Origin of the sequence: Escherichia sp. WS3227_2 (assembly GCF_046486495.1) — a bacterium.
GTDB lineage: Bacteria > Pseudomonadota > Gammaproteobacteria > Enterobacterales > Enterobacteriaceae > Escherichia > Escherichia coli.
The window spans coordinates 91,557-108,914 of record NZ_JBJQLG010000013.1 but is presented as its reverse complement, the minus strand read 5'-3'; the positions used below and the strand labels follow the sequence as shown (position 1 = coordinate 108,914).

Annotated in this window: 16 protein-coding genes; 2 read left to right on the top strand and 14 right to left on the bottom strand. The window is 55.1% G+C overall.

Annotated elements, in window-relative coordinates; all coding sequences use genetic code 11:
• Positions 1-4: 4 nt before the first annotated feature.
• The 13 genes from eutA to maeB all read right to left on the bottom strand — a co-directional run bounded on the left by eutA (position 5) and on the right by maeB (position 12,854).
• Positions 5-1,408, bottom strand: coding sequence for an ethanolamine ammonia-lyase reactivating factor EutA (gene eutA, locus ACJHXB_RS18345; RefSeq protein WP_001097500.1), 1,404 nt, complete (start codon positions 1,406-1,408; stop codon positions 5-7).
• Complete coding sequence (eutH, locus tag ACJHXB_RS18340) at positions 1,405-2,631, bottom strand: ethanolamine utilization protein EutH (RefSeq protein WP_000512386.1); 1,227 nt, start codon at positions 2,629-2,631, stop codon at positions 1,405-1,407. The genes eutA and eutH overlap by 4 nt, the downstream gene beginning before the upstream one ends.
• 169 nt (positions 2,632-2,800) lie before the next feature.
• Positions 2,801-3,988: an ethanolamine utilization ethanol dehydrogenase EutG gene (gene eutG / locus ACJHXB_RS18335; RefSeq protein WP_001178765.1), complete on the bottom strand. Its 1,188-nt coding sequence runs from the start codon at positions 3,986-3,988 to the stop codon at positions 2,801-2,803.
• On the bottom strand, positions 3,978-4,814 hold the full coding sequence (gene eutJ, locus ACJHXB_RS18330; protein ID WP_000929723.1) for an ethanolamine utilization protein EutJ: 837 nt from the start codon (positions 4,812-4,814) through the stop codon (positions 3,978-3,980). The genes eutG and eutJ overlap by 11 nt, the downstream gene beginning before the upstream one ends.
• Before the next feature lie 10 nt (positions 4,815-4,824).
• Positions 4,825-6,228 carry an aldehyde dehydrogenase family protein gene (locus ACJHXB_RS18325; protein ID WP_410233525.1) on the bottom strand — a complete coding sequence of 468 codons (1,404 nt, stop codon included), beginning with the start codon at positions 6,226-6,228 and terminating at the stop codon, positions 4,825-4,827.
• Positions 6,229-6,239: 11 nt separating this feature from the next.
• The gene (gene eutN / locus ACJHXB_RS18320) at positions 6,240-6,527 is read right to left on the bottom strand and encodes an ethanolamine utilization microcompartment protein EutN (RefSeq protein WP_000762196.1); all 288 of its coding nucleotides are present in this window, start codon (positions 6,525-6,527) and stop codon (positions 6,240-6,242) included.
• Between the two features lie 106 nt (positions 6,528-6,633).
• Positions 6,634-6,927, bottom strand: a complete 294-nt coding sequence (gene eutM, locus ACJHXB_RS18315; protein ID WP_000387713.1) for an ethanolamine utilization microcompartment protein EutM — start codon at positions 6,925-6,927, stop codon at positions 6,634-6,636.
• Between the two features lie 38 nt (positions 6,928-6,965).
• Positions 6,966-7,982, bottom strand: a complete 1,017-nt coding sequence (gene pta, locus ACJHXB_RS18310) for a phosphate acetyltransferase (RefSeq protein WP_000582969.1) — start codon at positions 7,980-7,982, stop codon at positions 6,966-6,968.
• Positions 7,979-8,782, bottom strand: coding sequence for an ethanolamine utilization cob(I)yrinic acid a,c-diamide adenosyltransferase EutT (gene eutT / locus ACJHXB_RS18305; protein WP_000651310.1), 804 nt, complete (start codon positions 8,780-8,782; stop codon positions 7,979-7,981). The genes pta and eutT overlap by 4 nt, the downstream gene beginning before the upstream one ends.
• Positions 8,779-9,480 (bottom strand): ethanolamine utilization acetate kinase EutQ, encoded by a 702-nt coding sequence (gene eutQ / locus ACJHXB_RS18300; RefSeq protein WP_000733920.1) that lies wholly within the window; start codon positions 9,478-9,480, stop codon positions 8,779-8,781. Before eutQ ends, eutT begins: the two co-directional genes overlap by 4 nt.
• Positions 9,455-9,934 carry an ethanolamine utilization acetate kinase EutP gene (eutP, locus tag ACJHXB_RS18295; RefSeq protein WP_000820783.1) on the bottom strand — a complete coding sequence of 160 codons (480 nt, stop codon included), beginning with the start codon at positions 9,932-9,934 and terminating at the stop codon, positions 9,455-9,457. The genes eutQ and eutP overlap by 26 nt, the downstream gene beginning before the upstream one ends.
• 12 nt (positions 9,935-9,946) lie before the next feature.
• Positions 9,947-10,282 (bottom strand): ethanolamine utilization microcompartment protein EutS, encoded by a 336-nt coding sequence (eutS, locus tag ACJHXB_RS18290; protein ID WP_000356956.1) that lies wholly within the window; start codon positions 10,280-10,282, stop codon positions 9,947-9,949.
• 292 nt (positions 10,283-10,574) lie between these two features.
• Positions 10,575-12,854 carry an NADP-dependent oxaloacetate-decarboxylating malate dehydrogenase gene (gene maeB / locus ACJHXB_RS18285; RefSeq protein ID WP_000342643.1) on the bottom strand — a complete coding sequence of 760 codons (2,280 nt, stop codon included), beginning with the start codon at positions 12,852-12,854 and terminating at the stop codon, positions 10,575-10,577.
• A 288-nt stretch (positions 12,855-13,142) separates the two neighbouring features.
• Here maeB and tal point away from each other — a divergent pair, with 288 nt between their 5' ends.
• The gene (gene tal / locus ACJHXB_RS18280; protein ID WP_001003734.1) at positions 13,143-14,093 is read left to right on the top strand and encodes a transaldolase; all 951 of its coding nucleotides are present in this window, start codon (positions 13,143-13,145) and stop codon (positions 14,091-14,093) included.
• Positions 14,094-14,112: 19 nt separating this feature from the next.
• Entirely contained in the window at positions 14,113-16,116 is a 2,004-nt protein-coding gene (gene tkt, locus ACJHXB_RS18275) for a transketolase (protein ID WP_000087309.1), read from the top strand.
• Between the two features lie 102 nt (positions 16,117-16,218).
• On the opposite strand, the gene ACJHXB_RS18270 is transcribed toward tkt, so the two are convergent.
• Positions 16,219-17,262 (bottom strand): DUF1176 domain-containing protein, encoded by a 1,044-nt coding sequence (locus ACJHXB_RS18270; protein WP_001604700.1) that lies wholly within the window; start codon positions 17,260-17,262, stop codon positions 16,219-16,221.
• Between the last annotated feature and the right edge of the window lie 96 nt (positions 17,263-17,358).

The following is a 17,358-nucleotide window of genomic DNA, read 5'->3' as shown; positions in this document are numbered from 1 at the left end:
TCCCTCAGGAAGGAAATGCGAGTGATTTCACCGTCACCGGCACAACCGATCCGCCAAAAAGAGGCGTACCAATGTCGATATAGTCCCCCGCGCGGACAATCACTTCGTCAATGACTGCCAACGGGAGTTGTTGTAGCTGTGGGCGCAACAACATGCCCAGAGCTTTACCAAAGTCCTGCCCGGCCACCACCAGCAGGGGATGCGGATTCGGAAAACGCGCGACGAAATCGACCAACGCGTTGATGACCGTCAGTACCGCGGCGTAACGCACAGGCAGCGAGGCGGGAAGCGCCAGCACGTACGCGTCAGTTTTAGGATCAAGATCCAGCTGAATCAGCGCCTGTTGCCAGGCACTCACCAGATCCGTTTCATCAATCGGGATCGCCACCGGCAAATTGCGCAGCGGCAGTTGTACGCCCTCCAGCCAGATCGTGCTGCCAGAGAGTGAAAGGGTATGTGCACCCGCACCAATCACCGTGGCGCGCACGGTTTGCGCCGGAAACTGCACGTTCATCTCACGCAGGCGCGGATGGTCATGCAGCGCCGTTGCCAGAAGCGGGCCAATATCGGCAAAACAGAACGGGTCGGCGAGCTGGTGGCGATAACATTCGCCCACGCCGCCAGAAAGCGTAATGATTTCGGGCGTAACACCTGCGGGCAGCAAACTGGTTTGCATTAATGCCTGCGCGAGCGGCGAGAGCGTTCCGTCAATCACTTCGACAATCAGCTCTGCCATCCGACGGGTAACCTGCACCAGCTGCGCGCCGGTCAGCGAACGGGCGTCAGTGCCTGCACCGAAGCACTCATCCACTATCATCTGCCCCGGTTTATGAGCGTAAACCACGCGCCCCTGGCTGTCGGTTTCCAGCAGGCGACCACCGACGTTGAGGCAGGCAGTGCCGCTGATTTTTCCGGCATCGAACAGGGCGTAGTTCGCGGTGCCACCGCCGATGTCGATATTCAGTACCCGACACAGCCGTTGTTCAGAAAGGGTTTGCGCCCCGGCACCGTGACCGGCGATCACGGATTCGAGATGCGGCCCGGCGCTGGCGACGACAAAATCGCCCAGCGACTGGGAGAGCGTCATCACCGCCGGGCGAGCGTTGCGGGTTTTCGCGCTTTCACCGGTGATGATGATGGCACCAGAATCAACACTTTCCGGCGCAATGCCCGCAGCCTGATATTGCTCCAGGATTAAGGTTTTCAGTTCCGCTTCTTTTAAACCACCCTGTTTATCGACAGGGGTAAAGAACACCGGGCTTTGCCAGCTAATTTCGCGTTTGATGAATTCGTAGCGCGGCACCTGCGACACCGCCGCACGGTTAACCAGCTCCAGGTGGGAGAAAATCACCTGGGTGGTGGTGGTGCCGATATCGATACCGACGCTCAGTAGCTGGCGAGTGTTCACGATTGTGCCTCCGCTTCGGTTTTAGCCGCGGTCGCATCTTCTTTTGGCACCAGCATCATCGCCACGCCAATTGCCGTTACGCCGCCGATCAACTTGCCGACAATCATCGGGAAAATCATGGCGTTCATGTTGGCAGCGGCGAAGCCTAAGTGGTCACCCAGGGCGAAAGCAGCGGAAACGGCGAAGGCACAGTTGATCACTTTGCCGCGGGTATCCATCTGCTTCATCATGCCGAACATCGGGATGTTGTTGGCAAGCGTTGCCACCATGCCGGCTGCCGCGATGTTGTTCATATTCAGCACTTTACCGACGCTCATCAGCGGTTTTTCAAACCAGCGGGTCAGCAGCAGTACCATCGGATACGCCCCTAACAGAACGCAGGAGATAGAACCGATAACTTCAATGGCGCGCATCACCTCACCGGGTTTATCGCCAGGGGCCATAAAGATAGGGTCCAGACCGGGGATCAGTTCCCAGCCAAGCAGAAACTTAACTACCGCAGCGGCAAGACCGAGGGTGATCAATGCAACGAGGAATTTGGCGAAGATCTGGAAGCCGTTGATCATTTTTTCCGGGATGAATTTCAGCCCCAGCGCAACCAGTACCGCAACGATAAGTACCGGGATCATGTTCATCAGGATGAGCGCAAAGGTGAATTCCACCGGCTGGCCGTTGATCTGTACACCGGAGTACATAGCCACCAGGCCACCGGCGATACAGCCAATTGGAATGGTCACAATGCCCGCCAGCACGCCGAGCGCCAGATAACGACGGTCAGAAGGTTCGATAATGCCGAGCGCCACCGGAATGGAAAACACAATCGTTGGCCCCATCATCGACCCGAGAATTAATCCAGAGTATAGCCACGCTGCTACGTCGCCGCCCGCCAGCTCTTTGGCGAGGAAGAAGCCGCCCATATCGCACGCCAGCAGTGTTCCGGCGAACATTGACGGGTTTGCGCCGAGCATTTCGTAAACCGGGATAATCACCGGTCCGAGTACGTGGGCCAGAACAGGTGCCAGCGCGGTCATACCAACCATCGCCAGGCCCAGTGCGCCCATTGCCATAAAGCCTTCTTCGAACTGCCCGCCGGATCCTTCGATACTTTTACCGAACTTACCGAGGAAACGAGCAGAACCGCCGAACTGCGACAGGATCCTGTCTACGGCAGCTATCAGCATAAAGAACATCATGATGTACATGATGATTTCGTTAATTCCCATCGCCTTTACTCCCTGTTAGTTGTTATTTATTGCCAATGCTGAAAGTGGGTTTTTCCCTCACTCTGGAAGCCGAGGGGCCGGGGTGAGGGTAATTGTTTGCACCGGCGCGACTCTGTTCCCCTCACCCTAACCCTCTCCCCAAAGGGGCGAGGGGACTGTCCGTACACTTTTATTGCGCCGCAGCATACAAACCAATAATCTGCTCCAGGCTGGCGGTACGCGGGTTGCTGCGCAGACAAATATCTTCCAGCGCGGCCTGCGCCCATGCACCGTAATGCGCAGATGTCGCACCAATATCGCCCAGTCGTTTACCAATCCCGACTTCCGCAATCAGCTCACTTACCGCGTTAATAGCGTCACGATCGTCGGATTTTTTAGTTCGCAGCGCCCGACCAATCTGACTAAAGCGTTCACGACAAACCATCCGGTTAAATTCCATCACCGTTGGCAACAACATGGCGTTCGCCAGACCGTGCGGAATATGCAGCGCCGCCCCCGGCTGATGCGCCATCGCGTGGCATAACCCAAGCCCCGCACTGGAAAACGCCATTCCCGCCATGCATGAAGCCAGCAACATGCTCTCGCGCGCGGCAAGGTCATGACCGTAGCCCACCGCTTTCGGCAGTGATTTACCAATCATCGCGATTGCGCCAATCGCCAGGCTGTCGGTAAACGGTGTAGCGTTCAGCGCGCTGTACGCTTCAATAGCATGGGTTAACGCATCAATGCCGGTCATCGCCGTGACATGCGACGGCACGCCTTCGGTCAGCGCAGCGTCGAGAATCGCCACATCCGGCATCAGCGAGGCGTGGGCTAACACCTGCTTGCGCCCGCTCACAGCGTCGATAATCACCGTTACGTTGGTGGTTTCAGAGCCGGTTCCGGCGGTCGTTGGAATGGCAACCAACGGCAGGCGCGGTTGCAGAATGCTGGTTTCTGACATTTCTGCCAGCGTGCTATCGGGATTCGTCACCAGCAACGCCACGGCTTTTGCTGCATCCAGCACCGAGCCGCCGCCAAACGCAATCACCCCGTCACAGCCTGATTCACGCAACTGCGCCACGGCTGCACACACGTCGGTGATGCACGGTTCGCCCACCGGACATGGCCAGAGCGTCATGGCGATACCTTTAACGGCCAGGCTACGCGTCAGCCCGGCGGTCATCCCCGCCTGATGCAAAAAGCTGTCTGCCATCACGAACAGATGTTTCAGCCCACGCGTTTGCGCTTGCTGCCCGCAACTGCTCACCGCGCCCGGACCGCAAAGCGTCACCGGTGGAACGCTAAATGTTTTTACCCGTTGCAGATTCAGGGTATCGAACGCCTGAAAGAGCGCGGCCTGCAATTCATTTTGCATAGATCCCCTCCGCTTTCTCTCGCCCGCTACTGGCGATCGCCAGCGGGGTCATAAACAAACTGTGTTGCGGTAGATGCACCTGTAACGCCGGGAATTGTTTGCAAAACAGTTCCGCCACGCCCGGTTGCATACAGGAGCCGCCCGCCAGCCATAAATCAGTAATGCCCTGCCCTTCAATATGCCGGGCGACAATGTCCGCCATTTTTTCGTACACCGGTTTCACCGCAGGCCAAATCTCGTCACCGTGACCGCGTTTGTACTGCTCTGCCTCTTCCAGCGAAATACGGCGATTTCCGGCGAGAGTCAGAGAGATATGATGTCCGCCGGTGGCTTCATCTGCCGAGTAAGTCACCTTGCCCTTTTTCACGATGGCAATGCCGGTGGTGCCGCCGCCGATATCCACTACACCGGCGTTGTCCAGTTGCAGCAGATCCGCGACTGCGGTTGGCTCATCCAGTACATGGCTCACTTCCAGTCCGGCAGATTCCAGCACGTTGATGGAAATACGCGGGTCCGTACCTGGAGGAAAAGAGGTCGCCGCATGGCTAAAACGGCGACCGAATTGCTGCTCAAGGGTGTCGAGATGGCGACGAACAATGGTGACCGCACCGAAGAAATCCCAGACGATGCCGTCGCGGACCACATCGGCCCAGTCGAGGCATACCGCCACCGGCTGACCGTCGCGGTCGACAACCATCGACACCACATCGCAGGTGCCCAGATCCACCCCCAGCCACAGCGGAGATTCCGTCGCGGCGGGCGTCTGGTTACACAGCGTTGCCGCCGTTTGCAGTCGAGGGGTGAGCCATTGTTCGTCGTGCGCCATCGGTTACTCCTTAAACAATGCGAAACGCATCGACTAATACACAGCGACGCAGACGGACAAACGTCCGCGCGCTGGTTACCCCTTCACCGGTTGGCGTGGTGATGGTCATGGTGGTCCAGCCTTCCCCGCCCAGCCCCAGCCCGGCAATGCACGGTCCGTTCTTAACGAAAATGCTGGTATCAATGGCGTTCGCCATCTGGTTCATGTTCTCGATATTGCGCGAGTGCATTGCCGCCGTGTGGTGGCAACCGCCTTCCAGTTTCACCGCCAGCGCAATGGCATCCGCCACGTTGGCGACGCGCACGACGGGCAGCACCGGCATCATCAGTTCAGTCACGGCAAACGGATGTTCTGCAGTGGTTTCCACAAACAGCAGTCGCGTTTGTTCCGGAACTTTAAGGCCGATTGCCGCCGCGATTTTCGCCGCATCGCGACCAACCCAGTCACGGCTGACGGTGCCTTTTCCGCGCTCGTCGATATTTTTCAGCAACACCGGTTGTAGCTGCTGCGCCTGCTCTGTGGTCAGTTTCACCGCGTGCTGGCCTTCCATCAGACGCATCAGTTCATCGGCTACGCTATCAACAACAATCAGTACTTTTTCATCGGCACAAATGATGTTGTTATCGAAAGATGCGCCTTTGACGATGGACTGAGCTGCACGGGCGAGGTCAGCGGTTTCATCCACCACTACCGGCGGGTTGCCAGCACCTGCGGCAATCAGACGTTTATTGGTGTGTTTACGCGCCGCTTCCACTACCGCTTCGCCGCCGGTCACCACCAGCAGGCCGATACCCGGGAACTTGAACAAACGTTGCGCGGTTTCGATATCCGGATTGGCCACAGTAACCAGTAAGTTTTCCGGCCCGCCTGCGGCAACAATCGCCTGGTTGAGCAGCGTAATCGCCCGCTGGGAGACTTTTTTCGCCGCCGGATGCGGGGCAAAAATGACGCTGTTGCCCGCGGCAATCAGGCTGATGGCGTTGTTAATTACGGTTGCCGCCGGGTTAGTGGAAGGCGTCACCGAAGCCACCACGCCCCAGGGCGCGTTTTCAATTAAAGTCAGGCCGTTGTCGCCCGTCAGCACTTGCGGAGAGAGACACTCAACGCCTGGCGTGCCGCGTGCCTGAGCGACGTTTTTGGCAAATTTATCTTCGACGCGGCCCATGCCGGTTTCACTGACGGCAAGTTCCGCTAAATCTCTGGCGTGTTTTTCGCCTGCTTCACGAATGGCAGCAATGGCTAACTGGCGCATTGCCACGCTCTTTAACCCTTGCTGGGCAATTTTGGCTGCCGCAACGGCGTCATCCAGGGACGCGAAAACGCCCATCTCATGAACGGCGGCGGGCGGCGTGTCACTGCTTTGCATTTTCAGCAGTACCGCTTTCACCACCTGTTCAATATCCTGTTGATTCATGATGTTCTGCCTTATTTGTGGAAAATTACCTGACCGCCAGACACCACCTCATCGACGATGCCAATCACGCACAGATCGACCGGTGACGTTTCGCTTTTATGCGCCTGGCGGGCGGAACTGCCACTCACCAGTAACACCCACTCCCCGGTTCCCGCGCCAATATTGTCGATGGCGACGGCACATTGCCCGTCAGGATTACCTTGTGGATCAATCATTTCCACCATCAGCAATTTGTCATGCGCCAGTCCGTGATGGCGTACGGTACAAACAATTTGTCCAGTGACGACTGCCAGTTTCATACCCGCCTCCGTGGCGTATTTCAGGTAAAAGCTCCCCCTACCCTCCGCGGAAGGTAAAATGAAAAAGGAGAGAGCGTGACGCCCGAATCGACGTCACACAGGGTGATTACAGGTTGCTGCTATCGCCTTTCAGGCCGATCGGGAAGACTTCTTCCAGGTCACCGTGCGGACGCGGGATAACGTGTACAGATACCAGCTCGCCGATACGCTGTGCCGCTGCGGCACCGGCATCGGTCGCGGCTTTACAGGCTGCAACATCACCGCGAACCATGGCAGTACACAGGCCGCCGCCAATCTGCTTAACACCAACCAGCTTGACGCGCGCAGCTTTCACCATCGCGTCAGAAGCCTCAATCAGTGCAACCAGGCCCCGGGTTTCGATCATTCCTAATGCTTCCATTGTGCTTTCCTCTTTATCAGGGTCCAGAACGGGACCGTTCATTCAACCAGTGTTTGTAAACTGCTTTCGCGGTTCACTTCTGTCTGACGCGGCACAGCTGCCACCAGCGCCAGCTCGATAATTTCCTGCACGCTACAACCACGAGAGAGATCGTGCATCGGCGCGGCAAGCCCTTGTATCAATGGCCCGACGGCACGATATCCGCCGAGTCGTTGTGCGATTTTGTAGCCAATATTTCCGGCTTCCAGCGACGGAAAAACCATCACATTGGCCTTGCCTTGTAGCGGGCTGGCAGGCGCTTTTTGCGCCGCCACTTCCGGCACGAAGGCGGCGTCAAACTGCAACTCGCCATCGACTACCAACTGCGGCGCGCGCTCACGGACGATTTCTGTCGCCTGCTGGACGTTGGCAACGCAGGGGTGACGGGCGCTGCCGTTACTGGAAAACGACAACATCGCCACGCGCGGTTCTTCTCCGGTGATGGCCTGCCAGGTTTCGGCGCTGGCAAGCGCGATATCCGCCAACTGCGCCGCCGTCGGCTGTGGCACCACGCTGCAATCGGCAAAACCCAACGCCGGACCGCTGTACTGTGGCAGCATCAGGAAAATGGATGAGAGCGTTTTACAGCCTGGCTGCAAGCCGATAATGCGTAATCCGGCACGCAGCACATTCGCCGTGGAAGAGAGATTGCCCGCGATACAGACATCCGCTTTACCGGCGCTAACCATTGCTGCGGCGAACATCAGCGGGTCGGTAAGTTTTTCCAGCGCATCCGGCGGCGTTTTTTCGCCCGCGCGGGCCAGCCAGCGATGAGCAAATTCTTCCCGCATTGCGAGGTTGCCATGCGGATCAATCACCTGTAGCCCGTCCATCGCTACGCCATGACTGAGCGCAAACTGACGAAGTTCAAACGGATTAGCGACCAGAATGGGCGTTGCCAGACCTTGTTGATGTAAATATTGCGCCGCTTTCAGCACACGCTGATCTAACGCATCCGGAAAAACCACTCTGGCGGGCGCTCGCAACGCCAGTTCACGACAACGTTCAATAATCATTGCGTTTCCCCCAGTCGTTGTTGGATCTGCTTCACCGTTAGCGGCGGCTTCGTTACGCTCAGGATCATCATCACGTAGACCGTGCTGGAAAGGCGGTTCAGCGCCTGCAAGATGTCCGGGCGTAATACTTCAAAACTGCGGGTTATAAACACCTGCGCCGCTACGGTTTCGGTTTCCCGCACTTTGGTGCGTAGCAGATTGAGCAACGCAGCATCGCGCCCGTGGCTGGCTTCCGGCACCAGATGATCGTGGTCGAGATAGCGCAGCGGCTGATGAGAAAGCCGATGCAGATCTTCGTCAGAAAGCCCGACAATCGCCTGGCAGCCCAGCGGTTCCCCCAGCGCATCGGCACGCATAATGTTGCCAAGACGCGAACGGATATCCGCCAGCCACGGCTGCCACGGTTCCGACAGTTCAATTTGCAGCCACACTGCCAGCGCAATGGTGCTGTCGAGAACCGCGCGAAAACCCAGACGCGGATCGCTTTTGGCAACCATTTTTTCCGCCGACAGGTGAGTCAGCGTGTCCGGCTTTTTCGCCACTGGCTGGCGGCACAGTTCGCAGCACGCCTGCGGATGTTCATCACTACTGGTCAGCCCGTGAACGGGCTGCGGCTGCTGCTGTTCATCGTCAACAAACAGGCGGCCCTGCTCGTCAATAAACTTGATGCGCAGATGGCGGCTTTCCAGCAACTCCCGGGCAGAGGGCGTCAGGCGACTGTCCGCAGGGAGATGGATCTCTGCGCCTTCGCTGAGCGTATGGTTCGCTCTTAGCCATGCTTCGGTGATGAAATCTTTCATAGGGATTGCCAGTTAGCCGGCCAGGCGACATACAGGAATTTCACGCTGGATGTCGTACCAAATTCGATGCTGGAGCCTTTCGGGATAAACATCACGTCGCCTGCTTTGGCGATCATGGTTTCGCCTTCGTGGCGAACGTGCAGTTCCCCTTCCAGTACCATGTCGATTTCGTCATAGTTCAGGGTCCACGGGAAGAATGCGTTCTCCCACTGCATAAAACCAGCGGCCATACTGCTGCCGTCGTCTCCGGTGACCAGATCCGTTAATCCGACGCAGTGTGGCTGTGCTCCGTCGAAACGACCAAACTTGACGCTGCTGCCATCAATAACTTTGATGCCGCCTTTGCCGGTCACCGATTTGAAACTCGGCTGCATTGCACCCTGCTCCAGCGACAGTTTTTCCTTCATCACTTTTTCCATCAGCTGCGCGACCAGGCTTTCGGTAAACTGGCCTTCCGGTAGCTGGGCGATGATGGTTTCGCGGATGCGCTGGCTTTCGGTTTTATCGGCTGGCACGCTGGCGGGAACGGACGTCGTTACCGCAGTCGATTCATCACATTCGGTGATGGTAAAACCCAACAGATCCGCCACTTCACGGGCTTCCGGAGTAATAATGCTGGCGCGCAGAACCACGGACATTGCCTGTTCGCCGCGCGCGTGTGCTTCGCGAATATCATTCGCTGTGATGAGTTTTTTCACCTGCTTCCTCCTGTTTGGTGAGAGATGCCAGATAATCCACCAGTTGCTGCACGCTTTGCGGGTCGTGGCTGTTTAGCTCGAAAATCGGCTCTTCGAAGCCCGTCTCAAGCAATAACTTTCGCGTTGCGGCGACGTCAGCATCTGGCATGTCCGTTTTACTGATGACGGTGATTTGCCGTTTGCTGACACCAATATCCAGCAACCCGGCAGGCAACCGACTTTCCGGGTCATTCGCGCCGTGGACATAGATCAGCATGTCCACATCCTGTAGCGTGGTAATTAAGGCGTGATACCAGCGGGGATGGCTAAAATATTCACCCGGCGTATCAATATCGCCCTTATCATTAAATTCCACGGCCTGTGTTTTTCTGGCGAGGGTATAATTCCCCTGCAACGCATTAAATAACGTTGTTTTTCCTGCCCCGACGGTACCCACAAACGCAATTCGTTTCATGAATGCCTCGTATTAACTTTTGGTCATTTCACAAAGCGTATAATTTAATAAGCGACCTAAACCGCTGACGGTTTGTGATAACGCTTCTTCTACTGCACCCACCGAGCCATAAATCACCAATGCACCGCTGAAGCGGTCGAGAAAACCGATATGCACATCGGCGGCTTTCAGCGCTAAATCACCGGCGATCATCGCCGTTTCGCCGGGAGTTAGCGTCATAATGCCGATTGCGCCCGCATCAGGAACGCCGATTTTCTTCGCCAGTTCCTCGCCGGGATGCGCGATGAGATGCGCCAGTGTGACCTGTTTACCGGGCACAAATTCCTGAATGATGCGTTCTTTATCCATGAGTCGCCGCCTTTGAAAAACTTTCGTGTATCGTGACAATTTTTCGTCAGAGTAAATAACAAAATTCGGCAAGCGCGTTTAAAAGGTGAGGTAGATCACTAAGAATGGAGAGATATTTACTGTTATGAATAAACTTTCATATGCGACGCATGAATATAAATAAAATAATATCGAGATATTTCATATACTGCTTTTTTTATTATTCGTAAACTCAGTAATAAGCTTTACTAATATATTTCAGGAAAACCGCTTACCCTGAATATTCAGGGTAAGCGTGAGAGTTAAGAATGAATTACAGCGGTTGGGTTTGCGCTTCAACCACAGCCAGCGCCACCATGTTGACGATACGACGTACCGATGCGATCGGCGTTAACACGTGAACCGGTTTCGCCACACCCATCAGCACCGGGCCGACAGTCACACCTTCCGAGCTGGAAACGCGCAATAAGTTGTAACTAATGCGGGCAGCTTCCATGTTCGGCATCACCAGAATATTAGCGGAACCTTTCAAAGGGCTGTCCGGCATACGGTCATTGCGAATCGCTTCCACCAGCGCTGCATCGCCGTGCATTTCACCATCAATCATCAGTTCTGGTGCACGTTCCCTGACCAGTTCCAGCGCCTGACGCATTTTGCTCGACGACGGGCAGTCAGAAGAACCAAAGTTGGAGTGCGACAACAGAGCCACACGCGGCTCAATACCAAAACGACGAACAGTTTCTGCCGCCATCAAGGTGATCTCCGCCAGCTCTTCTGCGTCTGGTTCGTCATTGACGTATGTATCGGCAATAAAGGTGTTACCACTCGGCAGCAGCAGCGCGTTCATGGCACCTGCGGTGTGAACGCCATCGCGATAACCAAAGACATTTTTCACCACGCTAAAATGTTCATGATAATCGCCCACCGTACCGCAGATCATTGCATCGGCTTCGCCACGCTGAACCATGATTGCGCCGATCACTGTCGGGTTACTGATCAATGCACGCTGCGCCTGTTCCTGAGTGACACCGCGACGCTTCATGATCTGGAAGTATTCAGTCCAGTACTCTTTAAAGCGCGGATCGGATTCGTTATTGACGATCTCAAAATCAACACCCGCTTTGATCTGCAAGCCCAGTTTCTGAATGCGCATTTCGATCACGTTCGGACGACCGATAAGGATCGGTTTCGCCAGCCCCAGCGTTACCAGTTCCTGAGTGGCATGCAGAACGCGCGCCTCTTCACCTTCCGGCAGAACGACGCGCTTCGGCGCTTTGCGAGCCTGGGAAAAAATCGGCTTCATAAACAGGTTGGTTTTGTAAACGAACTCCGTCAGCTTGTCGATGTAGACGTCGAAATCAGCAATCGGACGCGTCGCCACGCCCGACTCCATCGCCGCTTTCGCCACCGCAGGAGCGATCTTGACGATCAAGCGCGGATCAAACGGTTTTGGAATGATGTATTCCGGACCAAAGCTCAGATCCTGATCGCCATAAGCTGAAGCCACCACTTCACTCTGTTCCGCATGGGCCAGTTCTGCAATCGCGCGTACCGCCGCCAGTTTCATCTCTTCGTTGATGGCGGTTGCGCCAACGTCCAGCGCGCCACGGAAGATGAACGGGAAGCAAAGAACGTTGTTCACCTGGTTCGGGTAGTCGGAACGACCGGTGCAGATGATGGCATCCGGACGCACTTCTTTCGCCAGCGGCGGCAGAATTTCCGGTTCCGGATTCGCCAGCGCCAGGATCATTGGCGCACGAGCCATTTTCTTCACCATTTCCTGGGTCAGCACTTTCGGGCCGGAACAGCCGAGGAAAATATCCGCGCCTTCAATCACATCATCGAGGGTACGTTTGCCGTCATCCACCACCGCATATGCGGCTTTGGTTTCCGCCATGTTTGGTTCACGGCCCTGATAGATAACGCCTTTTGAGTCGCAAACCACGATGTTATGTTTTTGCAGACCCAGCGCTACCAGCAGGTTCATACAGGCGATTGCTGCGGCACCCGCGCCGGAAACCACCATCCGCACGTCGGAGATGTTTTTCTCCACCACGCGCAAACCGTTGAGGATGGCGGCAGTGCTGATGATTGCCGTGCCGTGCTGATCGTCGTGGAATACCGGAATATTCATTCGCTCGCGCAGTTTCTGTTCAATATAGAAACATTCTGGCGCTTTAATGTCTTCGAGGTTGATGCCGCCGAAGGTCGGTTCGAGCGCGGCGACGACTTCAATAAATTTGTCCGGGTCGAGTTCATCAACTTCAATGTCAAATACATCAATCCCGGCGAATTTCTTAAACAGAACGCCCTTGCCTTCCATCACCGGTTTGCCTGCCAGCGCGCCAATGTTGCCTAACCCCAGCACCGCCGTACCGTTAGAGATCACCGCCACCAGGTTACCGCGCGCGGTATATTTGTAGGCTTTTAACGGGTCTTTTTCGATTTCAAGACAAGGTGCGGCAACGCCTGGTGAGTAGGCCAGCGCCAGATCGCGCTGCGTTGCCAGAGGCTTGGTTGGAGAAACCTGGATTTTCCCTGGAACTGGAAATTCATGGAAATCAAGTGCACTTTGTTTTAACTGGTCATCCATTTGGTTGTTCCTTTCACGTAACGTTCACAAATAAAGTGTGTGGGCAACAGCCCCTGCCCACAACGTGGCGCACATTATTACCCTGCCGGAGTCTACAGACTTTGAGCAAGTCCAAACTCTCACCATTAATATAATGTTTTGGTAATAATCCTATAACACTGATGTTACCTGCTTAATCCAGCAATACCATGCCTGTCTGCTATGCTTTTTTGATGCGTTTAGCGAAATTTCTCAGAAGTGTGAATTAACGCACTCATCTAACACTTTACTTTTCAAGGAGTATTTCCTATGAACGAGTTAGACGGCATCAAACAGTTCACCACTGTCGTGGCAGACAGCGGCGATATTGAGTCCATTCGCCATTATCATCCCCAGGATGCCACCACCAATCCTTCGCTGTTACTCAAGGCTGCCGGATTATCACAATATGAGCATTTAATAGACGATGCTATCGCCTGGGGTAGAAAAAATGGCAAAACCCAGGAACAACAGGTGGTCGCAGCGTGTGACAAACTGGCGGTCAATTTCGGTGCTGAAATTCTCAAAATCGTACCCGGTCGCGTGTCAACAGAAGTTGATGCACGCCTCTCTTTTGATAAAGAAAAGAGTATTGAGAAGGCGCGCCATCTGGTGGACTTGTATCAGCAACAAGGCGTTGAGAAATCACGCATTCTGATCAAACTGGCTTCGACCTGGGAAGGAATTCGCGCGGCAGAAGAGCTGGAAAAAGAAGGTATTAACTGCAACCTGACGCTGCTGTTTTCTTTTGCACAGGCGCGGGCCTGTGCAGAAGCAGGCGTTTTTCTGATTTCGCCGTTTGTCGGGCGTATTTATGACTGGTATCAGGCACGCAAGCCGATGGACCCGTATGTGGTGGAAGAAGATCCAGGCGTTAAATCAGTACGCAATATCTACGACTACTATAAGCAACACCACTATGAAACCATTGTGATGGGCGCGAGCTTCCGTCGCACCGAACAAATCCTCGCCTTAACCGGCTGCGATCGACTGACTATCGCACCGAATTTGCTGAAGGAGCTGCAGGAAAAAGTTTCGCCAGTGGTACGTAAATTAATCCCACCTTCTCAGACGTTCCCACGCCCAGCTCCCATGAGCGAAGCGGAGTTCCGTTGGGAGCACAATCAGGATGCGATGGCGGTAGAAAAACTGTCTGAAGGCATTCGTCTGTTCGCCGTTGATCAACGCAAACTGGAAGATCTTCTTGCCGCCAAACTATAAACCAGCCACGGAGTGTTATATGTCCCGAAAAGACCTTGCCAATGCGATTCGCGCACTCAGTATGGATGCGGTACAAAAAGCCAATTCTGGTCATCCCGGCGCGCCGATGGGCATGGCTGATATTGCCGAAGTGCTGTGGAACGATTTTCTTAAACATAACCCCACCGACCCAACCTGGTATGATCGCGACCGCTTTATTCTTTCCAACGGCCACGCGTCGATGCTGCTCTACAGTTTGCTGCATCTGACCGGTTACGACCTGCCGCTGGAAGAGCTGAAGAACTTCCGTCAGTTGCATTCAAAAACCCCAGGTCACCCGGAGATTGGTTATACGCCAGGTGTTGAAACCACCACCGGTCCACTTGGACAAGGTTTGGCGAACGCCGTCGGGCTGGCGATAGCAGAGCGTACACTGGCGGCGCAGTTTAACCAGCCGGATCATGAAATTGTCGATCACTTCACCTATGTGTTTATGGGCGACGGCTGTCTGATGGAAGGTATTTCCCACGAAGTCTGTTCGCTGGCGGGCACGCTGGGACTGGGCAAGCTGATTGGTTTTTACGATCACAACGGTATTTCCATCGACGGTGAAACCGAAGGCTGGTTTACCGACGATACAGCAAAACGTTTTGAAGCCTATCACTGGCATGTGATCCATGAAATCGACGGTCACGATCCGCAGGCGGTGAAGAAAGCGATCCTTGAAGCGCAAAGCGTGAAAGATAAGCCGTCGCTGATTATCTGCCGCACAGTAATTGGCTTTGGTTCGCCGAATAAAGCAGGTAAGGAAGAGGCGCACGGCGCACCGCTGGGGGAAGAAGAAGTGGCGCTGGCACGGCAAAAACTGGGCTGGCACCATCCGCCATTTGAGATCCCTAAAGAGATTTATCACGCCTGGGATGCCCGCGAAAAAGGCGAAAAAGCGCAGCAGAGCTGGAATGAGAAGTTTGCCGCCTATAAAAAGGCCCATCCGCAACTGGCAGAAGAGTTTACCCGTCGGATGAGCGGCGGTTTGCCGAAGGACTGGGAGAAAACGACTCAGAAATATATCAATGAATTACAGGCAAATCCGGCGAAAATCGCTACCCGTAAGGCTTCGCAAAATACGCTTAACGCTTACGGGCCGATGCTGCCTGAGTTGCTCGGCGGTTCGGCGGATCTGGCTCCCAGCAACCTGACCATCTGGAAAGGTTCTGTTTCGCTGAAGGAAGATCCGGCGGGCAACTACATTCACTACGGGGTGCGTGAATTTGGCATGACCGCTATCGCCAACGGCATCGCGCACCACGGCGGCTTTGTGCCGTATACCGCGACGTTCCTGATGTTTGTTGAATACGCCCGTAACGCCGCGCGGATGGCGGCACTGATGAAAGCGCGGCAGATTATGGTTTATACCCACGACTCAATTGGCTTAGGGGAAGATGGTCCGACCCACCAGGCCGTTGAGCAACTGGCCAGTCTGCGCTTGACGCCGAATTTCAGCACCTGGCGACCGTGCGATCAGGTGGAAGCGGCGGTAGGCTGGAAGCTTGCGGTTGAGCGCCACAACGGACCGACGGCACTGATCCTCTCAAGGCAGAATCTGGCCCAGGTGGAACGTACGCCGGATCAGGTTAAAGAGATTGCTCGTGGTGGTTATGTGTTGAAAGACAGCGGCGGCAAGCCGGATATTATTCTGATTGCCACCGGTTCAGAGATGGAAATCACCCTGCAAGCGGCAGAGAAATTAGCAGGAGAAGGTCGCAATGTACGCGTAGTTTCGCTGCCCTCGACCGATATTTTCGACGCCCAGGATGAGGAATATCGGGAGTCGGTGTTGCCTTCTAACGTTGCGGCTCGCGTGGCGGTGGAAGCAGGCATCGCCGATTACTGGTACAAATATGTTGGTCTGAAAGGGGCAATTGTCGGGATGACCGGCTATGGGGAATCTGCTCCGGCAGATAAGCTGTTCCCGTTCTTTGGCTTTACCGCCGAGAATATTGTGGCAAAAGCGCATAAGGTGCTGGGAGTGAAAGGTGCCTGATGGTGATCGCCGGATGCTGTATGTTCCCCTCACCCTAACCCTCTCCCCAGAGGGGCGAGGGGACGGTCCGTGCGCTTTTTAGGGGCGCATCTGGGATTTTGTTTAACGGGTGATCCACAACGTGGGCCAGGCGTCTGGCCCATGCCAGTTATCACAGGTGGGTTCTGCGGCGTAACGCACCAGGCGAAAACGCTGACCGTCAAAGCGCCAGCGCGCCTGAATGCCACAATCGCTTAATCCGCGCCCTTTTGCTAAGGTCACCAGTTCACGCGATTTTTCATCGAATGTTGCGTTCATCAGTTCCAGTTCATTCGTCTCCTGACCGCTGTTGAACGGCAAACGTAACCGAACCGGGCGCGAGGCCAGTGGCTTTTTACGCGACACAATCCAGGCCAAATCAATGGTGTTATAGGCCCCTGCCTCACAGCTAATCATCATCAGCGCTTTATCATCGGTCAGCGCAGTGACATTTACCTCTCGACGCAATGGATCAAGCGAGCAGCGCAGACCATTCATCCGCCAGTTTCCATAATCCAGCAAATCGTTGCGTTCTTCGAGTGAGAGTGGCGTCGGCGTTGGGTTAACCACCGCGACCTCTTTCAGCGCAGGCGCGGGCGGTACGCTGAGCGGCGGTTCGTCCCCTTTCTTTATCCACGCGGTTTCACTGCCAACGCGCTTTTGCTGAGCATCAATAAACAACAACGCCGCTTTTAAGCCATTCAGAGAAATGGTCTGATTGCCATCGCGTAAGGTGATTGCCTTCCCTTCCTGAATCAGCTGCAAAAACGCGGTGATGGTTGCCGTATCATCGGTTACTAATAACCATGGTGAAATCCGCCACTTGTCACCACTTAACGCCAACGGCTCACCATCTAACAGCAGCCGTGGCGCTATCTCCCCTTCAGACGCATCCGGCGACTTCAACCCGCCGCGCTCAATACGTAAAACGGCATCGGTATGCGCCCCGGCGCTGCGGCTCAGGGTCATCACCAGTCCGTTATGATCGCCCGTATTACGCGCCACGCAGAAGTTTTGGTTATTACAGGTGACCTGCCAGTCGGAAAACGCCCGTTGCGCTGGTGCCGCCCACACCAAAGACGTCGGCAACAAAGCGAAAAAAAAGAGAAGGAAAATGCGATAGCGCATGGACGGTACGACCCCAGAAGTTCAAACAAACAGCACAAGTCGTATCTTCGTTGCGCAGGTAGCGCGGCTCAATCGGATTTGTCGGATTGAGCCAAT

Coding starts and splice junctions, on each gene's coding strand:
- eutH (WP_000512386.1), bottom strand. CDS start 2,631: ATGGGAATTAACGAAATCATCATGTACATCATGATGTTCTTTATGCTG.
- eutG (WP_001178765.1), bottom strand. CDS start 3,988: ATGCAAAATGAATTGCAGGCCGCGCTCTTTCAGGCGTTCGATACCCTG.
- eutJ (WP_000929723.1), bottom strand. CDS start 4,814: ATGGCGCACGACGAACAATGGCTCACCCCTCGACTGCAAACGGCGGCA.
- ACJHXB_RS18325 (WP_410233525.1), bottom strand. CDS start 6,228: ATGAATCAACAGGATATTGAACAGGTGGTGAAAGCGGTACTGCTGAAA.
- eutN (WP_000762196.1), bottom strand. CDS start 6,527: ATGAAACTGGCAGTCGTCACTGGACAAATTGTTTGTACCGTACGCCAT.
- eutM (WP_000387713.1), bottom strand. CDS start 6,927: ATGGAAGCATTAGGAATGATCGAAACCCGGGGCCTGGTTGCACTGATT.
- pta (WP_000582969.1), bottom strand. CDS start 7,982: ATGATTATTGAACGTTGTCGTGAACTGGCGTTGCGAGCGCCCGCCAGA.
- eutT (WP_000651310.1), bottom strand. CDS start 8,782: ATGAAAGATTTCATCACCGAAGCATGGCTAAGAGCGAACCATACGCTC.
- eutP (WP_000820783.1), bottom strand. CDS start 9,934: ATGAAACGAATTGCGTTTGTGGGTACCGTCGGGGCAGGAAAAACAACG.
- eutS (WP_000356956.1), bottom strand. CDS start 10,282: ATGGATAAAGAACGCATCATTCAGGAATTTGTGCCCGGTAAACAGGTC.
- maeB (WP_000342643.1), bottom strand. CDS start 12,854: ATGGATGACCAGTTAAAACAAAGTGCACTTGATTTCCATGAATTTCCA.
- tal (WP_001003734.1), top strand. CDS start 13,143: ATGAACGAGTTAGACGGCATCAAACAGTTCACCACTGTCGTGGCAGAC.
- tkt (WP_000087309.1), top strand. CDS start 14,113: ATGTCCCGAAAAGACCTTGCCAATGCGATTCGCGCACTCAGTATGGAT.
- ACJHXB_RS18270 (WP_001604700.1), bottom strand. CDS start 17,262: ATGCGCTATCGCATTTTCCTTCTCTTTTTTTTCGCTTTGTTGCCGACG.